Annotated in this window: 16 protein-coding genes; 9 read left to right on the top strand and 7 right to left on the bottom strand. The window is 71.6% G+C overall.

Features of this window, described 5'->3' with window-relative positions:
* The first annotated feature begins 73 nt into the window (after positions 1–73).
* Positions 74–865: a deoxyribonuclease IV gene (locus tag ACTWO6_RS33045; RefSeq protein WP_446217553.1), complete on the top strand. Its 792-nt coding sequence runs from the start codon at positions 74–76 to the stop codon at positions 863–865.
* A complete protein-coding gene (locus ACTWO6_RS33050; RefSeq protein WP_446217554.1) occupies positions 862–3,009 on the top strand; it encodes a hypothetical protein in 2,148 nt (715 codons plus the stop codon). Before ACTWO6_RS33045 ends, ACTWO6_RS33050 begins: the two co-directional genes overlap by 4 nt.
* 27 nt (positions 3,010–3,036) lie before the next feature.
* Here the strand turns inward: ACTWO6_RS33050 and ACTWO6_RS33055 are convergent, their stop codons facing one another.
* Both ACTWO6_RS33055 and ACTWO6_RS33060 read right to left on the bottom strand, forming a co-directional pair.
* Positions 3,037–4,545: a glycosyltransferase family 87 protein gene (locus ACTWO6_RS33055; RefSeq protein WP_446217555.1), complete on the bottom strand. Its 1,509-nt coding sequence runs from the start codon at positions 4,543–4,545 to the stop codon at positions 3,037–3,039.
* A gap of 121 nt (positions 4,546–4,666) precedes the next feature.
* Positions 4,667–6,910 carry a transglycosylase domain-containing protein gene (locus ACTWO6_RS33060; RefSeq protein WP_446217556.1) on the bottom strand — a complete coding sequence of 748 codons (2,244 nt, stop codon included), beginning with the start codon at positions 6,908–6,910 and terminating at the stop codon, positions 4,667–4,669.
* Between the two features lie 112 nt (positions 6,911–7,022).
* Between ACTWO6_RS33060 and ACTWO6_RS33065 the strand changes: the two genes are divergently transcribed.
* A complete protein-coding gene (locus tag ACTWO6_RS33065) occupies positions 7,023–7,403 on the top strand; it encodes a hypothetical protein (RefSeq protein WP_446217557.1) in 381 nt (126 codons plus the stop codon).
* A 202-nt stretch (positions 7,404–7,605) separates the two neighbouring features.
* On the opposite strand, the gene ACTWO6_RS33070 is transcribed toward ACTWO6_RS33065, so the two are convergent.
* Entirely contained in the window at positions 7,606–8,070 is a 465-nt protein-coding gene (locus tag ACTWO6_RS33070; protein WP_130330150.1) for a DUF5318 domain-containing protein, read from the bottom strand.
* Positions 8,071–8,244: 174 nt separating this feature from the next.
* Here ACTWO6_RS33070 and ACTWO6_RS33075 point away from each other — a divergent pair, with 174 nt between their 5' ends.
* Both ACTWO6_RS33075 and ACTWO6_RS33080 read left to right on the top strand, forming a co-directional pair.
* Positions 8,245–8,883, top strand: coding sequence for a PadR family transcriptional regulator (locus ACTWO6_RS33075; RefSeq protein ID WP_446217558.1), 639 nt, complete (start codon positions 8,245–8,247; stop codon positions 8,881–8,883).
* Between the two features lie 23 nt (positions 8,884–8,906).
* The gene (locus ACTWO6_RS33080) at positions 8,907–9,986 is read left to right on the top strand and encodes an inositol-3-phosphate synthase (RefSeq protein ID WP_406039523.1); all 1,080 of its coding nucleotides are present in this window, start codon (positions 8,907–8,909) and stop codon (positions 9,984–9,986) included.
* A gap of 71 nt (positions 9,987–10,057) precedes the next feature.
* On the opposite strand, the gene ACTWO6_RS33085 is transcribed toward ACTWO6_RS33080, so the two are convergent.
* Together ACTWO6_RS33085 and ACTWO6_RS33090 are read right to left on the bottom strand one after the other, a co-directional pair.
* Complete coding sequence (locus tag ACTWO6_RS33085) at positions 10,058–10,537, bottom strand: methylated-DNA--[protein]-cysteine S-methyltransferase (RefSeq protein ID WP_446217559.1); 480 nt, start codon at positions 10,535–10,537, stop codon at positions 10,058–10,060.
* Positions 10,538–10,582: 45 nt separating this feature from the next.
* A complete protein-coding gene (locus ACTWO6_RS33090) occupies positions 10,583–10,987 on the bottom strand; it encodes a hypothetical protein (protein WP_446217560.1) in 405 nt (134 codons plus the stop codon).
* A 155-nt stretch (positions 10,988–11,142) separates the two neighbouring features.
* Between ACTWO6_RS33090 and ACTWO6_RS33095 the strand changes: the two genes are divergently transcribed.
* Together ACTWO6_RS33095 and ACTWO6_RS33100 are read left to right on the top strand one after the other, a co-directional pair.
* Positions 11,143–11,664 carry a SigE family RNA polymerase sigma factor gene (locus ACTWO6_RS33095; protein WP_446217561.1) on the top strand — a complete coding sequence of 174 codons (522 nt, stop codon included), beginning with the start codon at positions 11,143–11,145 and terminating at the stop codon, positions 11,662–11,664.
* Positions 11,661–12,761, top strand: a complete 1,101-nt coding sequence (locus ACTWO6_RS33100) for a hypothetical protein (protein WP_446217562.1) — start codon at positions 11,661–11,663, stop codon at positions 12,759–12,761. Before ACTWO6_RS33095 ends, ACTWO6_RS33100 begins: the two co-directional genes overlap by 4 nt.
* A 151-nt stretch (positions 12,762–12,912) precedes the next feature.
* On the opposite strand, the gene ACTWO6_RS33105 is transcribed toward ACTWO6_RS33100, so the two are convergent.
* Both ACTWO6_RS33105 and ACTWO6_RS33110 read right to left on the bottom strand, forming a co-directional pair.
* The gene (locus ACTWO6_RS33105; RefSeq protein ID WP_446217563.1) at positions 12,913–14,943 is read right to left on the bottom strand and encodes a S8 family serine peptidase; all 2,031 of its coding nucleotides are present in this window, start codon (positions 14,941–14,943) and stop codon (positions 12,913–12,915) included.
* 203 nt (positions 14,944–15,146) lie between these two features.
* Entirely contained in the window at positions 15,147–16,607 is a 1,461-nt protein-coding gene (locus ACTWO6_RS33110) for a CCA tRNA nucleotidyltransferase (protein ID WP_446217564.1), read from the bottom strand.
* Positions 16,608–16,733: 126 nt separating this feature from the next.
* Here ACTWO6_RS33110 and murJ point away from each other — a divergent pair, with 126 nt between their 5' ends.
* Positions 16,734–18,479, top strand: a complete 1,746-nt coding sequence (murJ, locus tag ACTWO6_RS33115) for a murein biosynthesis integral membrane protein MurJ (protein WP_446217565.1) — start codon at positions 16,734–16,736, stop codon at positions 18,477–18,479.
* A 455-nt stretch (positions 18,480–18,934) separates the two neighbouring features.
* Entirely contained in the window at positions 18,935–20,545 is a 1,611-nt protein-coding gene (locus tag ACTWO6_RS33120; RefSeq protein WP_446217566.1) for a protein kinase family protein, read from the top strand.
* The last annotated feature ends 29 nt before the right edge of the window (positions 20,546–20,574 follow it).

Below are 20,574 nucleotides of genomic sequence, written 5' to 3' on the forward strand. Positions count from 1 at the left end.
CGCCGATCCGGGCGCCGGGACACCCTCGCCGCCCTTACCCCGCACGTCGGGGGCGCGACGTAGGCTCCCCTGCATGCGTATCGGAGCCCACGTCGATCCGACCGACCCGCTGGCCGAGGCCGCCGCCCGCGACGCCGAGGCCGTGCAGTTCTTCCTCTCCGATCCACAGGGATGGAAGGCCCCGAAGCCACGGGAGGACGCCGAGCGGCTGCGCGGCGCCGACGTCGACCTCTACGTCCACGCGCCGTACGTCATCAACGTGGCCACGCTCAACAACCGGATCCGGATCCCGAGCCGGAAGCTGCTGCTGGGCCACGCCACGGCGGCGGCGGCCGTCGGCGCGAAGGGGCTGATCGTGCACGGCGGCCACGTCAACGCCGGTGACGACCTGGCGGTCGGCTTCGACAACTGGCGCAAGACCTTCGCGTACGCGGCCGACTCCGGCGGCTTCCCGCTCCCGGTCCTGATCGAGAACACCGCCGGTGGTGACAACGCCTGCGCCCGGCACCTCGACGCGCTGGCCCGGCTCTGGGACGCCCTCGGCGACTACGAGGTGGGCTTCTGCCTGGACACCTGCCACGCCCACGCCGGCGGCGAGGAGCTGCTGGGGCTGGTCGACCGGGTCAAGGCGATCACCGGCCGGATCGACGTGGTGCACGCGAACAACTCCAAGGGCGCCTTCAACTCGGGGCAGGACCGGCACGACAACCTCGACGGCGGCACGATCGACCCCGAGCTGGTGGTGGCGGTGATCCGCGCGGCCGGCGCCCCGGTCATCGTGGAGACGCCCGGCGGGGTCGACGGCCAGGCGGCGGACATCGCCTTCCTGCGCGGGCAGCTCGGCACGGGGACGTCGGCGGCATGACCACCGACCAGTCGGACGCGACGGACGGCGGCCGGGCCGGCTCGACCGGCAACGACGACGCCCGGCTGCCCGCCGCGGCCACCGGCACCGGGAGCGGCGCCACCGCCAGCGCGACGGACGACAGCGCCGCCGGAGAGACCGCGAAGCACCAGCCGGCCGCGGGGCAGGCCGACGGGGACGGACCGGCCGCCGGCAGGACCGGCGAGGGGGACGGCGCCGATCGGAGCGCGGCCAGCGCGACGGGTGGGCCCACCCCCGGTGCCGACAAGCCCACCGCCGGGGCGGCCGCCGGCGCCGGCGACGGCGCCGGGAAGGCCGGCAAGGAGAAGGCCGCGGGCAGCGACGCGTCCACCGGGGGTACGGCGAAGGCCGACCCCTGGTCCGCCTTCGGTCCCGCCCCCGATCCGGTGCTCACCCGGCCCCGCCGGGCGGTCCGCGTGGTGGGCCGCTTCCTGGTGCACGAGTGGACCCTGGGGGTCGTCGTCGCGCTGGCCCTGGCCGTCCTGCTCACCTGGCCGACGCTGCGCTACCCGCTCTACACCCTGCCGCAGGACTACTGGGACCCGAGCCTGCAGTCCTGGCAGATGGCCTGGTCCGGGCACATCCTGCTGACCGACCCGGCGCAGCTCTGGCAGTCCAACACGTTCTTCCCGGAGAAGTGGAGCTTCGCCTTCTCCGACACCCTGCTCGGGTACGCCCCCGCCGGCATGATCGGCACCGGCCCCGAGGCGGCGGTGCTGCGCTACAACATCATCTTCGTGCTGGCCCACGCGCTCGCCACGTTCGGGGCGTACGCGCTGGCGCGGCAGCTGGGCGCGGGCCGGATCGGGGCCGCGGTGGCCGGCGTCAGCTACGCGTACGCCCCGTGGCTGCTCGCCCAGGCCGGGCACCTGCACATCGTCTCCAACGGCGGCATCCCGCTGGCGCTGGCCATGCTCGCCCGGGGGCACGGCTGGTCGCTGCGGTACGGCTACCGGCCGGGGCGCCGGCACGAGGGGTGGGCGTACGTCGGCTGGATGGTGGCCGCGTGGCAGCTCAGCCTGGGCTTCGGCATCGGCCTGCCGTTCGCGTACCTGTTGGCCGGCATCGTGCTGGTCTCGGCCGTCGTCTGGTTCACCCGACGCTGGCTGGTCCGGCCGGCCAAGCGACCGTTCGGCAGCCGGCTGCTCCTCGCCGACCTGATCGGCGGCGCGCTCTTCGCCGCGGTGGGCGCGCTGCTGGCCGTACCGTATTTCCAGGTCGCCGAGCTGCACCCGAACGCGGCGCGGACGATCGGCGACATCGCCATCTACTCACCACCGGCGAGCGGCTTCTTCACCGCGCCGGCGGAGTCGCGGATCTGGGGCGGCCTGCACGAGGGGGCGCGGGCCGCGCTGCCCTGGCACCCGGAGATGACCCTGCTGCCCGGCTTCGTGCTCTACGCGCTGGCCGCCGGCGGCCTCTTCTTCTCGGTCTGGCGGCTGCGGCACCGGCTGCTGCTGCTCGCCGGGGTGCTGGTGACGATGGCCCTGTCCATGGGGACCCGGTTCTTCCACGGCACCTTCACCTACGTGCCGCTCTTCGAGCACCTGCCCGGCTGGAACGGGCTGCGGACGCCGGGCCGGATGATTCTCTGGACCACCCTGCTGCTCGGTCTGCTCGCCGCGGGCGCGGTCACCGCGTTCGCCGCCCGGGTACGCGAGCTGGCCGCCGAGCGGGTGCCGCCGTGGCCCGGGCCCTGGCTGCGGCTGGCCACCCTGCTGCCGCTGCTGCTGGTGATCGTGGAGGGGTTGAACACCACCCCGCATCCGGTGGTGCCGGTGCAGCCGGCGGCGATGCGCACGGCGGACGGCCCGATGCTGGTCCTGCCGAGCAGCCAGAACCTGGACCAGCCGGTGATGCTCTGGTCGACCAGCCGGTTCCCGGACATCGTCAACGGCGGCAGCGGCTTCACCCCGGACACGCTCGCCCAGGTCCGCGAGCTGACCCTCGGCTTCCCGGACCAGCCCAGCGTCGACTACCTGCGCATCCTGGGCGTCCGCAACGTGGTGATCCTGCGTGGCCAGCTGGCCGGCACCCCGTGGGAGCGGATCGTCGACAACCCGGTCGACGGGCTGGGCATCACCCGCGAGGAGATCGGCGACGCGGTCGTCTACCACCTCTGACCCGGCTCGGGTCGCGGGGTCGGCGGCCTACGCCGCGACGGGATCGGCCGCCGCGGCACCCGTCGAGGAGCGGCCGCGCCAGCGGAGGTACCAGGGGGCGTCGGGGGAGCCGTCGAGGACGCCACCGTCCGGGTCGTCGGCGTAGGTGTGTCGGACCACGTCGCGCTCGGGGAGCAGGATGTCCCGGATCACGAAGCCGCACAGCACCGCGACGGTGATCAGCCGGAGGCTGGCGGCCAGCACGAAAACCCCCTCCGGGAAGACCGGCCGGCTGGTCGCCGCGCCGAGCAGCTCGCCGTAGAAGGCGGCGAAGTAGCAGACCTCGGCGACCTGCCACGCCAGGAAGGCACCCCAGCGGGGGCGGGCGAGCACCGCGAGCGGGAGCAGCCAGAGCACGAACTGCTGGGACCACACCTTGCTGAAGATCAGGAAGGCGGCGACCACCAGGAAGGCGAGCTGCGCGAGCCGCGGCCGGCGCGGCGCCAGCAGCGCCAGCGCGCCCACGCTTAGGCAGGCCAGGATGAAGAGGGCGTACGACAGCGTGTTCAGCGCTGGGATGTTGGCGTTCAGCCACTCGAACGGCCCGAGGTTGCCGGGGGTGGGCGGGCTGGCCTTCCCATCGAGGTAGCGGCCGATGTACCAGAGGGTGCCCCAGTCGATGGGCCGGGTGGTGTTCAGTTCGAAGAAGCGGTACCAGTTCTCCTGGTACGGCAGGGCGACCGGCAGGTTCACCACGACGAGCGCCACCGCTCCGGCGGCGATCGCGGCGAGCGCGGCACGCAGCCGGGCGGCGCGCAGGGCCAGCACCAGGATCGGCCAGAACAGGAAGAGCGGCCACAGCTTCGCCGACCCGGCCAGGCCCAGCAGCACCCCGGCCAGTACCGGGCGGCGCCTGGCCCAGGCGGCGAGTCCGAAGGCGGCCAGTCCGATGGCAAGGAAGTCCCAGTTCACCGTGGTGGTGAGCAGCAGCGCGGGGGCGAGCGCGAACAGCGCCGCGTCCCAGGGCCGTCGTCGCCGCAGGGCGAGGATGACCGCCACGGTGGCCACCGCGAGCGCGCTGAGCACCAGCGCGTTCAGGTTGTAGAACCACTGGCCCTGGTTGATGCCGGGGTCGTCGACGCCGAGGGCGTGCACCGGTAGCCCGAGCGCGCCCATGAAGTACCCGGTCAGCACCGGGTACTCGACCGGGTGGTCGGCGTAGGGCACCTTGCCCTCGTTGAGCCCCTCGGCGTAGTAGAGCGCCAGCACGTCGGTGTAGCAGAGCCGGGTGTACTGCACGTTGTTCTGCCAGGCGCCATCCTGGCAGGGCGACTTCTGCACCCAGTGCAGGGCGAGCGTCAGACAGACCAGGGCCAGCACGATCCGGGCGGCCGTCCAGAATCGGCCCTCCCGGCCGGCGGGTCGGTCCAGCGCGACCGCGTGGTCGCCCAACGGTCCGCCGATCACCTCGGAGACGCCGCGGACGAAGCCGTCCGAGCGGGACGGGTGGTCGGTGGTCCCGGCGTCGTCGATGCCTGCCGTCGACTGGGTGCTCATGGAGAAGAATCCTGCCGTACGGCAGGGGTCGGCGTCCCGCCTCGACCGCACAATTCCGGTACCCGGATACGCCGACGGCGGCCGGACCAGGGGTCCGGCCGCCGTCGGCGGTGCGTGAAGATCAGTACGTCTGGCGTGGTGGTGTGGTCGGCAGGATGCCGCCACCACCGCCACCGCCCCCGCCGGGTCGCGGGTCGAACGGGTTCGTGTTCCCGCCGTTGCCGTTGCCGCCATTGTCGACGGGCGGGCAGAACGGGTTCAGCGGGTCCGGGCAGCCCGGCGGCACGGGCGGCGCCGTGGGCGGCGGGGCGTCGCCGTTGCCGGAGTTCGGGTCGCCGACGTGCGCGGCCTCCGGGAAGTCCATCTTGTCCTCGCCCTTGAGCGCCTCGTTCATGAACCGCTGGAAGATGGCGCCCGGCATCTTGGCACCGCTGATCTTGTTGCCGTCCTTGTCCTTGATCGCCTTGCGGTCCCTGACGTTGCCCACCCAGACGGCGGTGGCGAGCTGCGGCGTGTAGCCGATCATCCAGGCGTCGCCGTTGTCGAGGGTCTTCTCGTTCAGCTCCCAGGTACCGGTCTTCTCGGCGGCCTTCCGGCCGTCATCGAGCCGGCGGTTCACCGCGGCCGGGTACTTCTCCAGCACCGAGGTGACGTCGTGCACGACGTCCTTCTTGATCCGCTGCTTCGGGTCGAGCTTCTCACCGCCCAGCTTGCGCCACGTCCCGGTCTGCTGGTCCTGCTTCTCCACCTTCTTCACGAAGTGCGCCTTGTTGTAGACGCCCTCGTTGGCGAAGGTGGCGACGCCGTTGGCGTGGTCCAGCACGGTGACCGGGTACTGGCCGTAGCCCACCACGTGGAAGAAGGGCGACGGCGCCAGGTCCTTGGGGTCCTCCTTGGTGAGGTCGTGCGCCTTCGCCGGGTTGGTGTCCGTCTGCCACATCATCGTGACGCCGGCCTGCTTGGCCATGTTGACGACCTTGTCCGGGCCGATCTCCTGGGTCACGTAGTAGAACGGCACGTTCAGCGACTTGAGCGTCGACACCTCGAGGGTGCAGGAGTTGCCGCAGGACGTGTTGTCGTAGCCGGCGTTGCTGACCTTGAACTTGGTCCCCTCGGGGGTGAACGCCTTGCTCTTCCAGCGGGACTCGAGGGACTTGCCGGCATCCAGCGCCGCGGCGAGGGTGTAGATCTTGAAGCTCGATCCGGGCGAGTGACCGCCGCTGATGACGCCGTTGTCGTAGTTCTTGCCGGCGTAGTCGGTGCCGGTGCCGTTGTCGCCGCCGTAGTAGGCGACCACCCGGCCGGTCTTCGGCTCGATCGACACCAGGGCCGCCATCAGGTTCTTCGGCTGGCCGTCCAGCTCGGAGCCCTTGGTGGCGCGCTGGGCCGCCTCGAGCGCCGCCTTCTGCACCTTGGTGTCGATGGTGGTGGTGATCCGGTAGCCACCCTTGGCGAGCGCCTGCGAGCAGAGCGGCTTGTTGTCGGTGACCTCGGCGTCGTTGTCGGTGCAGAGCTTCATGTCCCGCATCTCCTGCGCGACATAGTTGATCACGTTGCCGTACGGCGTGTTGACGCCGAAGTCGACGCCGACGCCCTTTGAGCTCGGCTTCTTCAGCGTCTTGACCGGGTACTCGGTCGGGTGTTTCGGCTTGCCCGGCGCGTCCAGCCAACCCTCGGTGATCATGCCGCCGATCACGTAGTTCCAGCGATCCAGCGCGGCCGCCTGGTTGATCGCCGGGTCGTAGCCCTTGTGCGTCGCACTTGGCTCCGGCTGCTTGATCAGCGCGGCGAGCACCGCGGCCTCGGCCACGGTCAGGTTCTTCGTCGGCTTGCCGAAGTACGTCTGGGCCGCCGCCTCGATGCCGTACGCGCCCCGCCCGAAGTAGATGACGTTCAGGTAGTGCTGCATGATCTCCGGCTTGGTGTACCGGTCGTTCAGCTTGGAGGCGAGGATCGCCTCCTTCACCTTCCGCCCGTACGTGTCCTGCTTGAGGTTGTCGTAGGCGTTGCGGGCGTACTGCTGGGTGATGGTCGAGGCGCCCTGCTTGTCACCACCGGTGAAGTTGTTCCAGGCCGCCCGGGCGATGCCCTTGTAGTCCACACCGGAGTGCCGGTAGAAGTTTCGGTCCTCCGCGGCGGCGACCGCGTCCTGCACCCACTGCGGGATGTCCCTGATGTTGACGAAGGTGCGGTTCTCCGCGCCGACCTTGGCGATGATCTTGCCGTCGCCCGCGTAGATGGTGCTGGCCAGCGGCGGGGTGGTGTCCTCGGGGAGGATGACGTTGGTGGAGTAGTAGGTGAAGCCGACCACGCCGATGCCGGCGAGCATGATGAAGACGGCGAAGCTGGCGATCAGGATGTTCATCCGCCGGCGCTTCTTCGCCCGGGCCGCCGCGCCCGGGTCGTCACCACGGCCACCACGACCGCCCCGGCCCGGACCGTTCGGCCCACCGGGACCGCCCGGACCGCCGCCCGCCATGCCCGGCACACCGGCGCGGGCCACCGCGGCCCGACCACCCACGGCCGCCGAGCCGACGCTCGCCCGCCCGGCCGAGCCCACGGCGGCCGCGCCGACCGAGGCGCGACCCGCCGGACCGCCCGGGGCCGGGGAGACCGGGACGGAGGCCCGTCCCGGGCCGGCCCGGCCCACCGAGGCCGAGCCCGCGGCACCGCCGCGCGGCGCCGGGGCCGCCCCGCCGACCGAGGCCCGTCCGCCGGACGCGGACCCCCGGGGCGGCACGGAGGCGCGGGCCGAGGCCCCGCCGTCCGGCGCGGATGACCAGCCGTTCCCGTGCCCGGGGTCGCCGTTCGGGCCCGGGGTCTGGGCCCGCCCACGCGAAGAACTGGGATCGCCGTAGTTCATTCCTCACACCCTGCCGGTCGCGGTGGGGCGCGGAAGAGCCACCACCGGGTTGCCGTGAGCTGGATCACGAGACGCTACACCCCGGGCGCGCCGGGGCGCAGGCATCGAATCCGAAGCAATCGGACTAATCAGACGTCGAAGCTGTCGGTCCGCCCACCCGTCGTCAACCGGGCCGGGGTCGGCCGATACAGCTGAAGTCACCGTTGCGCCTCTCGCCTTCGACGAGGGGTGGAACCGTTCGGGGCGGACGAGCCGCTCACCGCACCCTGCTCCGACCCGTCCTCCGTGCCGCCGGCCAGCCCGTCCCGGCCGAGCAGGAACTGCTCGACGAGATGGTTCCAGTCACAGCCGAGGCACACCTCCACCACGAAGACCTGGAACTCACGCAGCGTCATCGCCAGGACGGGCAACTCGGCCCGGGTACGCGCCTGGCCGGCGGACTGCTTGAGCTCGTCCCCGTAAATGTAGTGGACGTGGATCAGGTTTTCGCTGCGGCAGATCGGGCACCGCTGCTCGGTGGGCTCGCCGTGGAACCGGGCGGCGTTCTTCAGGTACGGCGAGGCGTCGCAGACGTCGTACGTGCCGACCCGGCCGGCGAGGAGCTCACGCAGCACCGCTCGCTTCTGGAGCGAGTAGTCGACGACCTGGCGCTGCGTACGCATGCGGCACAGGGTACGCGGTCCGACGGGACGAGGCGACCACCGTGACAATCCGTGACAGCAACATCTCGGAACGGGGGTTTGCCCTGATCATGGGTCTCCGCTAACGTGCGATGTATCGGTCCGATACATCGCGGCGGTTACCCGCTCCGCGCCGGGGGTAAGAAGGGGTGGCCCGTGCTCGAGTTCGCCATCCTCGGCCTCCTGCAGGAGGCTCCGATGCACGGCTATGAGCTGCGCAAGGAGTTGACCGCCAAGCTCGGCGCGATCCGGGCGGCGATCAGCTACGGCTCGCTCTACCCGACCCTGCGCAGGCTGCAGGCGGCGGGATGGATCACCGAAGCCGCCGAGACACCCGCGTCCGCCGAGGAGGTTCCCGCGCTGACCAGCCGACGTGGTCGGGTGGTCTACACCATTACCGCGGAGGGCAAGGAACGCTTCGCCCAACTGATAGCGCAGGCTGGTCCCGAGACGTACGACGACACGGGCTTCGGCGTGCACTTCGCGTTCTTCGCCCGGACCGACCAGGCCACCCGGCTCCGGATCCTGGAAGGTCGTCGTCGGAAGATCGAGGAGCGTCGCGAAGGCCTTCGTGACGTGCTCGGCCGGGCAGCCGAGCGGCTCGACGCGTACACCCTGGAACTGCAGCGCCACGGCCTCGACGCCTGTGAGCGTGAGGTCCGCTGGCTGGAGGAGCTCATCGCCAATGAGCGCTCCGGCCGTGCCCCGACCGTCCCGCCCGCCGGGACAGCCGGCGGCCGACGAGAAGACAACAGCCCGCCCCCGCCTGGAGAGTCCAGGAAAGAGCGGCCGTGATGAAGAAGAAGGAGGCAGACGCTATGGGCTCCGTCCGCGTCGCCATCGTCGGTGTGGGTAACTGCGCCTCGTCCCTCGTACAGGGCGTGGAGTACTACCGGAACGCCGACCCGAACGACCGCGTCCCGGGTCTCATGCACGTCACCTTCGGCGACTACCACGTCTCGGACGTGGAGTTTGTCGCGGCGTTCGACGTGGACGCCAAGAAGGTGGGCATGGACCTCGCGGAGGCGATCGTCGCCAGCGAGAACAACACCATCAAGCTCTGCGACGTGCCGCCGACCGGCGTCAGTGTGCAGCGCGGTCCGACCTTCGACGGCCTGGGCCAGTACTACCGCGAGATCGTCGAGGAGTCGGACGCCGAGCCGGTCGACGTGGCCAAGGCGCTGCGCGACGCTCAGGTCGACGTGGTCGTCTCCTACCTGCCGGTGGGTTCCGAGCAGGCCGACAAGTTCTACGCCCAGGCCGCGATCGACGCCGGCTGCGCGTTCGTGAACGCCCTGCCGGTCTTCATCGCCTCCGACCCCGAGTGGGCGAAGAAGTTCGAGGACGCGGGTCTGCCGATCGTCGGCGACGACATCAAGAGCCAGGTCGGTGCCACCATCGTGCACCGCGCGCTGGCGAAGCTCTTCGAGGACCGCGGTGTCGAGCTGCTGCGCACGTACCAGCTCAACTTCGGCGGCAACATGGACTTCATGAACATGCTGGAGCGCACCCGCCTGGTCTCGAAGAAGATCTCGAAGACCCAGTCGGTCACCTCCCAGATCCCGCACGAGATGAGCAAGAGCGACGTGCACATCGGCCCGTCGGACCACGTGCCGTGGCTCGACGACCGCAAGTGGGCGTACATCCGCCTGGAGGGCCGCTCCTTCGGCGACACCCCGCTCAACGCCGAGCTCAAGCTCGAGGTGTGGGACTCGCCGAACTCGGCCGGTGTCATCATCGACGCCGTCCGGGCCGCGAAGATCGCGCTGGACCGCAAGATCGGTGGCCCGATCCTCTCGGCCTCCTCGTACTTCATGAAGTCCCCGCCCAAGCAGTACGCCGACCACGACGCGCACGCCGCCGTCGAGGCGTTCATCAAGGGTGAGGTCGAGCGCTGACGCGCTGACCAGCAGCACCGTCGAGGGCCGGGTCCGCACGGACCCGGCCCTCGCCGTTCCGCCGCGGTACGTCAGGACCAGGCGCGTTGCAGGGCGACCCGGGCCTCCAGCTCCAGCAGCGTCACCTTGCGCGGCAGCCCGCCGCCGAAGCCGACCAGCTTGCCGCCCGCCCCGACGATCCGGTGGCAGGGCACGATCACCGGGATCGGGTTCCGGTTGCAGGCCACCCCGACCGCGCGGGCCGCTCCGGGGTCACCGACCGCCTTCGCCACCTCGCCGTACGTGAGCATCTCCCCGTACGGGATGCGGGTCATCTCCCGCCAGACCGCCCGTTCGAAATCCGACCCACGACGTACCACCACCGGAACGGTGAACTCGGTCAGCTCGCCCGCGAAGTACGCCCGCAGCTCGGCCACCGCCCGACGGGACAGCTGGTCGGCGGGCTCGTCGGTCGCGGCCTCCACCCGCCCGAAGTGCGCCCCGCAGACCGCCTCGTCGTCGGTGGCCACGGAGAACTCCCCGATCGGTGAGTCGAGCACGGTCCAGCGCATGAACCGATTGTCCCGCGCGGAGCCCGGAACACCAGCGCCGGGCCGTCAGAGCAGCGCGACACCCAGCAGCACCGCTCCGACGCTCAGGCTCACGCCGCCCGCGACGGTGAGCCAGATGAGCTTGTTCGGCCGGGTGTCGGTGGGACGGGGCACCGAGAGGAAGAAGCCCAGCGGCATCAGGACCGGCGCCGCGACCAGCAGCGTCCGGATCAGCGTCCGCATCCCGTCCGACGCCTCGGCCTGGTCGAGGTAGGGCAGGGCGACCAGGACCAGCAGGACGAGGACGCCGGCGTGCGCGTGGCCGGCCGTCCACAGCCCCCGCCGGACCGGGTTGTCCAGGTAACCGGGCTTGCGCCGGGCCAGGTGGGTGAGCAGGGCCAGGCCGCCGTAGGCCACCGCGACGACGGTGATCAGCAGAATTCCCGCGGTGGTGAGCGTGTCCGATGACATCCGTCGTCTCCGTCTTGTCCCTGTCGGCGGGGTCAGGGGCCGTCACTGGTGTGAACAGCCGGGTGCCGCCCGACGTCACGGCCCCCCGCCCAACCGTCTTCGCCCGTGAGGCAAAGTTCCCCCGACCCCGTGCGTCTGTAGTACGGAGGTGGACGGTGGCAGAGGTCATCGACGGGGAGTTCACCGCGTTCGTCAACGAGCGGGGTGACGCGCTGCTGCGCGTCGCGTACGCGCTCGCCGGCAACCAGCACGCCGCGGAGGACCTGCTCCAGAACGCGCTGGCCAAGGCGTACGCCCGGTGGCCGAAGATCCGGGGCGACGCGGAGCCGTACGTGAAACGGATCCTCTACCACGACCAGGTCTCCGGCTGGCGACGCCGGGCGCGGCGCTCCGAGGTGCCGGTCGCGGAGCTGCCGGAGCGGCCGGCGGCGGGCGACGGCGGCCACGACGCCGACCTGCGGCTCCTGCTGCGGGACGCGCTGCGGGCGCTGCCGCCCCGGCAGCGGGCCGTGCTGACCCTGCGCTACCTGGAGGACCTGAGCGTCGAGCAGACCGCGGCGATCCTCGGCTGCCGGGCCGGCACCGTGGCCAGCCAGGCGTCCCGGGCGCTGGCGAAGCTCCGGGAGCTGGTGCCCGCCCTCGACGAGCTGACCACGCGTTCGGAGGTGAAGCGATGACCGGACCGGTGGAGGACGCGCTGCGGGTGGCCGTACAGGATCTCGCGGACGGGGTCCGGCCGGCGCCCGACCTGGCCGTCCGCGCGCTCGGTCGGGGCCGCCGGCTGCGGCGGCGGCGCCGGGCCGTGGCGGCGGGCGCCGCGATGGTGGCGGTCGTCGCGGTCGCCCTGCCGTTCGTGCTGCTCCGCCCGCAGCCGGCGCCGCGCCCCGCCAGGCCGGCCCCCACCGCGACGGCCACCCCGGCACCCCCGGTCCGCCCCATGCCCGGCCCGGACTGGTCGACGAAGCCGCTGGTCCTGCCGGGCGACTGGGTGGTGACCGCGGGCACCTTCGACGGCGGTCCGGGCAGGGGCTTCGTGCTGGACCGCGCCCGGGGCCGCTACCTCACGGCCGAGGGGTACGACGGGGTCTTCCCGGCGCCCGTCGGCTCGCTGAGCGCCGTGACGGACGAGGACCGGCCCCGGGAAATCGCCCTGGTCGACCTGGCCAAGGGGACGACCCGCTGGTACGAGGTCGGCCGGGCGCTCTCCGCCCCGGAATGGTCGCCGGACGGCCGGCGCCTGCTCCTCACCACCCACCGGCTCGACCACTTCGGCTTCATCATCATGGCGACGGACGGCACGACGCGTACGTTCCGGGTGGACGAGAAGCGGTACTTCTGCACCGACTACTGCGACTTCACCTGGAGCCGGGACGGCACCGAGGTGGTGCTGCCGCAGACCGGCCGGTCCACCAGCGACGAGTCGGTCCGGGACCTCCGGGCCGGCGTGCGGCTCTTCTCGGCGGACGACGGGCAGCCGACCCGGTTCGTGCCGGTGCCCGGCGACCCGGCCGGACCGTGGGCCTGGTCACCGGACGGGACGCTGGTGGTGGTCCAGGGGCAGCATGATCCGCTGCTGGTCGAGACGGGCACCGGCCGGGTGGTCCGCACCCTGCCCACCGCCGACGTGGTCTGGGTCTCCGACGACCGGCTGCTCTACCGCCGGCCGTACGGCACCCGGGACGTCGTGCTCGCCGACCTGACCGGGCGGGAGCTGGTCCGGCAGCCGCTGCCGAAGGAGCTGATCGAGCGGGAGATCACGGTGGCGCCCCGCTGAGACGACGGCGCCCGCCGGCCGGCCCGGAAGGGGCGGGCTCGGCGGGCGCCGATACGTGTCACTGAAGCTGTCTCCCCGTGTGATGTGAAGCGACGAGCCCGCCCAGGCACCCGGAGGGCGGCCTGGGCGGGCTCGTCTGTGACCGGCCGGTCTAGAGGGTCTCGACGACGAACTTCTCGCCGACGCCGAGACCCAGGGTCTCGCTGTTCCAGTCGATCGTCCGGCTGGCGATCAGCTGGCTGGTGCCGGCGCTGCCGGCGGTCACCGCCTCCCCGTCGATGTACGCCCGCAGGTAGACCGAGCCGTCCGGGTTGTAGTCCAGGAAGTCGAACGTCTGCCAGGTGCCGATCGCCGTCCCCCGGGCGATCAGTGGCTTGGTACCGGCGCTCTCCGCGGTGACGAACCTGCCGTTGATGAGCGCTCGCAGACCGAAGTAGCCGTCCCCGACGTTGACGATCTCGAACTTCTCCCAGGCGCCGGGGGTCGTGGCCCGAGGGATCAGCGGCAGCGTGCCCTTGCTTTCCGCGGTGACGTACTTGCCGCTGGCCTGCGCCTTGATGGCGACCACCGGCGCGGGCGCCTCGAAGTCGAACTTCTCCCAGGCGCCGATGGCCGTGGCCCGCGCGATCAGCGGCAGGGTGCCCTTGCTGTCCGCGGAGACGTACCGGCCGTTGATGTTCGCCTTCAGGCTCACGGTGCCGTCGGTGTTGTTGATGATCTGGAACTTCTCCCAGCTGCCGATCGCCGCCGCTCGGGCGATCAGCGGCTTGGTGCCCGCGCTGTCCGCCGTCACGAACTTGCCGTTGGCCTTCGCCCGCAGCCCGACGAGGCCGCCGCCGGCGTCGACGACGTCGTACTTCTCCCACGGCCCGAGGGTGGCGCCCCGGGCGATCAGCGGCTTGGTGCCGGCGCTCTCCGCCGTCACGAACTTGCCGTTGACCCGCGCCTTCAGGCCGTACGAGCTGCGGGCGGGCTGGACCGCCCCGACGTGCAGAAGCCGGTCCATCGACCCCATGGTGTCGTGCACGGCGCCGGCGATTCCGCCGGTGACCATGCTGTCGCGCACCTGCTGCGGGGTCCAGTTCGGGTTCGCCTCGAGCAGCAGCGCCGCGGCGCCCGCCACGTGCGGGGAGGCCATGGACGTGCCGTTCATGGCGGTGCTGCCGTCGGTGGTCCCCATCGCCGCGGAGACGATGCTGACCCCGGGGGCGAAGGTGTCCAGGCAGCTGCCGTAGTTGGAGAACCACGCCCGGAAGTCCACCTTGTCCGTGGCGCCGACGGTGATGGCCGTCGGCACGTTGGCCGGCGACACGCCGCACGCGTCCCGCATGCTGTTGCCGGCCGCGACGGAGTACGTGATGCCGGCGGCGATCGAGCGGGTGACCGCGTCGTTGACGGCCTGGTCGGTGCCGTTGAAGCCCAGGCTCATGTTGGCCACGGCCGGCTTGACGGCGTTCGTGGTGACCCACTCGATGCCGTTGATGATCTGCTCGCTGGTGCCGCTGCCCTCGCAGTTGAGGACCCGCACCGCGACGAGCTTGACGCCCTTGGCCACGCCGTACTTCGTACCGCCGACGGTGCCGGCCACGTGCGTGCCGTGGCCGTGGCAGTCCTGCGCGTCCGGGTCGCTGTCGACGAAGTCGTAGCCGGAGCTGGCCCGTCCGCCGAACTCCTGGTGGTTGATGTCGATGCCGGTGTCCAGGATGTACGCGGTGACGCCGGCCCCGGTGGTCGGGTAGGTGTAGGAGCGGTCGGCCTTCGCCGTCGTCTGGTCGATCCGGTCCAGGCCCCAGGACGGCGGGTTGCTCTGGGTGTCGGTGGCCGAGTAGCGCCGGACCTGCTCGACGTAGGCCACGTCGGGGTCGCCCGCCAGCCGCTCCGCCTGCCGGCGGTTCATGGCGGCGGAGTAGCCCTTGAGCGCCTTGGTGAAGACGTGACGGACAGTGCCGCCGTTGGCGGCGGCGAGCGCCGACGCGGTGGCCCGCACCTCACTGGGGCTGGCCTTGCGGTCCTTGAGGACGACGATGTAGCGGTCGGGCACGGCACCGGCGCTGTCGGTGCCCCGCACCGGTGCCCGTGGTGCATCGGATGGGGCGGCCAGCGCGGCGCTGCCGGTGCCGGCGAACACGATGGACGTCGCGGAGGCGAGGGCGAGCCCGGCCACCGCGGAGCGGCGAATCACGCCACGACGTTTCACTGAGAGATCTCCCCGTTTACAGCATCTGTCCACTACTGATGAGCGGACGGAGCGATCGGAGCAGCCTCACCACACGGATGGCCGGGAGGCTGACGGATGTCGCATCATCATGGGGGAAGATCACCGCTGGACGCGTCAGCCGTTCGGTCGATACGCCAGCGTGTCGTCGTAAGCGCGATGCGCCGCGCTCAGTCGAGGACGCCCTGCTCCCGGGCCCAGCGCCGCAGCTCCGCCTCGGCCTCGTCGCGGTCCAGCGGGCCGCGCTCCAGGCGCAGCTCCTTCAGGTGCTGCCAGGCCTTGCCCACCACCGGCCCCGGCGGTACGCCGAGCAGCTCCATGATCGCGTTGCCGTCCAGGTCCGGGCGGACCCGCGCCAGGTCCTCCTCGGCGGCGATCCGGGCGATCCGCTCCTCCAGCGCGTCGTAGTCGGCGGCCAGCGCGGCCGCCTTGCGCCGGTTGCGGGTGGTGCAGTCCGACCGGGTCAGCTTGTGCAGCCAGGGCAGCAGATCACCGGCGTCCGCGACGTACCGGCGCACCGCCGAGTCGGTCCACTCGCCCCGGCCGTACCCGTAGAAGCGCAGGTGCAGCGCGACCAGGGCGACCACCTTCGAGGTGACGTCCTTCGGGTACCGCATGGCCTTCATCCGGGCCTTGGTGAGCCGGGCGCCGACCACCTCGTGGTGGTGGAAGCTGACCCGCCCGTCCGGGCCGACCGCCTTGGTGGCCGCCTTGCCGACATCGTGCATCAGCGCGGCCATCCGCAGCACGAAGTCGCAGCCGTCCTCCTCCATCGACATGGCGTTCTCGACCACGGTGAGGGTGTGCTCGTAGACGTCCTTGTGCTGGGCGTGCTCGTCGATCGTCAGCTTCAGCCCGGTCAGCTCGGGCAGGAACCGCTCGGCCAGCCCGGTGTCGACCAGCAGCCGCAGCCCGGTGATCGGGTCCGCGCCGCAGAGCAGCTTGGTGAACTCGTCCCGGATCCGCTCGGCGGTGATCCGGTCCAGGTCGGCGGCCATCCGGGTCATCGCCTCCAGGACGTCCGGGTGGACGGCGAAGCGGAGCTGGGCGACGAACCGGGCCGCCCGCAGCATCCGCAGCGGGTCGTCGCGGAACGACTCCTGAGGCGTCCCGGGGGTGCGGATGACCTTGGCGGCGAGGTCGGCCAGGCCGCCGTGCGGGTCGGTGAACCGGTGGTCGGGGAGGCTCACCGCCATCGCGTTGATGGTGAAGTCCCGCCGCTTGAGGTCGTCGTCGAGGCTGGTCCCGTACTCGACGATCGGGTTGCGGCTGACCTGGTCGTACGCCTCGGCGCGGAAGGTGGTGATCTCCAGGCGCAGCCCGTCGCGCTGGGCGCCGATGGTGCCGAACTCCCGACCGGTCTCCCAGATCGATTCGGCCCAGCCCTTGATGATCCGCAGCGTCTGATCGGGGTGCGCGTCGGTGCAGAAGTCCAGGTCCTCGCCGAGCCGACCGAGCAGCGCGTCCCGCACCGAACCGCCCACCAGGTGCAGTTCGTGGCCGGCCGCGGCGAACCGGCGGCCGAGCTCGTCGGCGACCGGCGAGACGCGGAGCAGCTCGGCGACGGCGTTGCGCTGCGCGGCGGTGAGCTCGCGGCGGTCCGCGGCGTGGGATTCGGAGGCTTCGGACATGGGATCGCCAGCCTATCGGTCCTGCCGGGGAAGTCTGCCGCCGGGCGCGGGTAAGAGGTACAGGTTGACTAAGGTTCTGACCGTCGGGACGGTGCCCGGCCCCGACGTACCCCTTGGGAGGCTCCGATGAGTGGCGGGCTCTACCGCAGCGCGAACGCCACGCCGGACGGCGCCATCCCTCCCACCGACGAGGCGACCTTCATCTCGGCCGAGCCGCTCAACCAGCCGGCGGTGGAGTCCACCGCGCCGCCGCCGGAGCAGGTCGGGGAGGCCAGCGCCGCGGCGAACAGCGCGGTGATGGCGGTCGGCAGTCTGGTCAGCCGGGGTACGGGCTTCATCCGCAACCTGATGATCGGCGCGGCCCTCGGCGGCGGCCTGGTCGGCAACGCGTACACGACGGCGCAGTTCCTGCCGAACCAGGTGTACGAGTTCCTGCTCGGTGGGGTGCTGACCAGCGTGCTGATCCCGGTGCTGGTCCGCCGGCGCAAGGTCGACCCGGACAGGGGTGAGGCGTACTCCCAGCGGCTGCTGACCCTGGCGGTGATCGCACTGGCCGCGGCGGCGCTGATCGCGGTGGTGCTCGCGCCGGTGCTGACCGCGCTCTACGCCAGCGGCAAGGACGGCGAATACACCGGGCTGGTCAACAACCTGTCCTATCTGATGCTGCCGATGCTGTTCTTCACCGGCGTCAGCGCGCTGATCGCCGCGGTGCTGAACACCCGGGGCCACTTCGCCGCCCCGATGTGGGCGCCGATCCTGAACAACCTCGTCGTCATCGGCACCTGCGCGCTGTACATCGCGGTCTTCGGCGCGAAGATCCTCCAGCCGGCCCAGATGGGCTGGGGCCGGATCCTGCTGATCGGCGGCGGCACCCTGCTCGGCGTGGCGGTCCAGGCCGCCGGCCTGCTGCCGGCGCTGCGCAAGGTGGGCTTCGGGTGGAAGTGGCGGTTCGACTTCCGCGAGCTGGGGCTGCGCGAGCTGGCCAAGCTCGGCGCCTGGATGTTCTGCTACGTGGCGGTCAACCAGCTCGGCCTCTTCGTGGTGGTCAACCTGCTCACCCGGGCGGCCGGCGACGACAACGCCGGCATCCTGATCTACAACAACGTCTTCCTGCTGCTGATGATGGCGCACGGCATCATCGCCGTCTCGATCATCACCGCGCTGATGCCGCGGATGAGCGCCGCCGCCGCCGACGGCCGGTTCCGCGACGTGACCGCCGACCTGTCCCGCGGCACCCGGATGGTCACCGCGGTGCTCGCCCCGATCGCGGTCTGCTACGCGGTGCTGGCCGGCCCGATCTCCGTGGTGGTGTTCCGCTACGGCGCCTTCACCGGCGAGAACGCGACCGCCACCTCGACCGTCCTGCTGGTCGCTGCGGTCGGGCTGGTGCCGTTCGCGATCAGCCAGCTCTTCACCTTCGCCTTCTACGCGCTGCCGGACACCCGCACCCCTGCCCTGATCAACATTCCGGTGGTGGCGCTGCGGGTGCTCCTCCAGATCGGGCTCTTCCTCGCCTTCTCCGCCACCTTCGCGGCGGCCGGCATGATGCTCGGCAACGCCATCTCGTACGTGGCCGCCGCGGTGATCTCCGCGATGCTGCTGCGGCCCCGGGTGGGCCGCATCGGGCTCGGCGGCATCATGCGGACCATGGGCCGGGTGGTCGTCGCCGCGCTGGGCGCCGCCCTGGTGGGCCTGCTCGTGGTCAGGCTGCTCCCCGGCGACCCGGCCGACCTCAGCTGGTTCGCGGCGGTCGTCCAGCTGGTGGTGGGCGGCGCGGTGATCGGCGGGACGTACCTGGCGCTGGCCATGGTGCTCCGGATCGGCGAGATCACCGAGGTGGTCGGGATGGTCCGCCGCCGCCTCGGCCGCTGACCGTCGCCCGCCCCGGTCCACCGCCGCGTCCGGGCCGTCGACCACGGACCGTGAACGAGGATCACCTGCCTGGGGATGCGGCTGTGGATAACCCAGCGTTTCCCCGCTCAACCAGCCTCTCGGCCTGTGGACAACCATCCGTACGGATGAGGGTGCAGGGCCGATCGGGGGGAATTCGGCCGGACGGCGGGAGGCCGCCACACCCGGTGCGCCCCTCCGTCGACTACTTGCGGTCAACCTCTAGATTGGCTGGTGCATGTACCAGCAACGTGGCTGACAACGGTCGTAACCGGATCGGGCAGCCCGGGGCTGGTGCCCCACCGGCCGCGGCGGGAAGATGACATGTCGGAGAACCGGGCATCCCGGGTAAGGTCGCACACGACGGGTACGGCAGGTCCCGACGTGGGCGTCGGCACCGGTCTGCCGGTTCCTTCGAAGGCAGAGCGGGAAGCCACATGCCCAGCAGCACGGGTCCATCGATCGGCACGATCACCGAGGGAGGACGGGTGACCCAGGTCGGCGAGGGTCAGGAGGCGGAGGAGACTGCTCCGCCGGTCATGACCTTCGGTGCTCCCACGGCCGGTGAGATCCTTGCCGAGCGGTACGAGCTGGTCGAGCACATCAACAACGACAGCGCGGGCCGGCTGGTCTGGCGCGGGGTCGATGTCGTGCTGCGCCGTCCCGTCGCGGTGGTCCTCCGCTACCCGGGTGGCGACTCCGCCACCGAGATGCTTCAGGCCGCCGTCGCGGCCAGCCGGGTCATCCACCCCAACCTGGTCGGCGTCTACGACGCGATCGACGAGGCGGACCGGGCGTACGTGGTCCGCGAGTGGGTGGACGGCCAGTCCCTGCGCGACCTGGTCGCCGCCGACGGTCCGCTGGACCCGGCCCGGGCGACCGCCGTCGGCAACGCCGTCGCCAGCGCCCTCGCCGCCGTGCACGCGACCGGCATGGTGCACGGCAACGTCCACCCCGGCACCGTGATGATCAGCGACGACGGACGGGTGGTACTGGCCGACGCGCGGACCGACGGCGCGGACAGCCAGGAGAACGACATCCGGGCGGTCGGCGGGGTGCTCTACTTCGCCCTGACCGGGCACTGGCCGCACGGCGAGGCCCCGCTGCACGGCGCCACCGCCGGGCACGGCCGGGCCGCCATCCCGGACGCCGTACGCGACGCCGGTGGCGCGATCGCCGCCCCCCGTCAGGTCCGGGCCGGGGTGCCCGCCTACCTCGACGACCTGACCATGGACCTGCTCGACCCGGAGATCGCCCCGACCTCCTCGGACGTGCTCGCGGCCGAGCTGGGTCGGCTGGACATCCCCGCCGACGAGCACTTCCTGGCCCAGGCCGGCCCGCTGCGCTTCACGGCGGACCCCGAGGAGGAGCCGTCGCCGCTGGCCGCCGCCGGTGGTCGCAAGGTGGCCTTCGGCATCGCCGGGCTGCTCGCGGTGGCCCTGGTCGGCCTGCTCATCGGGATCAGCGCGCTGGGCGGCGACGACAAGGACCCGAAGACCGAGCCGGTGGCCCGCCCGTCCAGCAGCGCGGCGGCCGACCAGCCCACCCAGCCCGCCGCCACCGTGCGCAAGCTGGCCGTGGAGGACGTCCGGATCATCGACCCGGACAGCAAGAGCCGGGACGAGCTGAGCGACGCCGAGAAGGTGATCGACGGCAGCGAGGACGTGGGCTGGGAGACCGACACCTACAACGCGCCGAAGTTCGGCAACTTCAAGCGCGGCATGGGCGTCTGGATCGACCTCGGCTCCGAGCACACGGTCAAGTCGGTGAAGGCCGTCCTCTCCGCCAGCGGCGCCACCGCTCAGCTCTACACCGGCACCACCGACCCGGGCTCCAGCTCCTCCGGCGACAAGAAGCTCTACAACGAGTACGTGAAGTCGCCGATCGGTGCGGGCTTCGCGCCGGCCGAGGGCAGCACGCTGATCTTCAGCAACGGCTTCGACCCGGACAGGAAGTACCGCTACCTGCTCTTCTGGCTCACCGAGCTGCCCTCGAACGACCGGGGCTACAAGATCGGTGTCCAGGAGATCACCGTCCAGGGGTCGTGAACCGGCCGCCGCTGTCCGGGCACCACTCC

It is taken from the genome of Micromonospora sp. IBHARD004 (assembly GCF_052814115.1).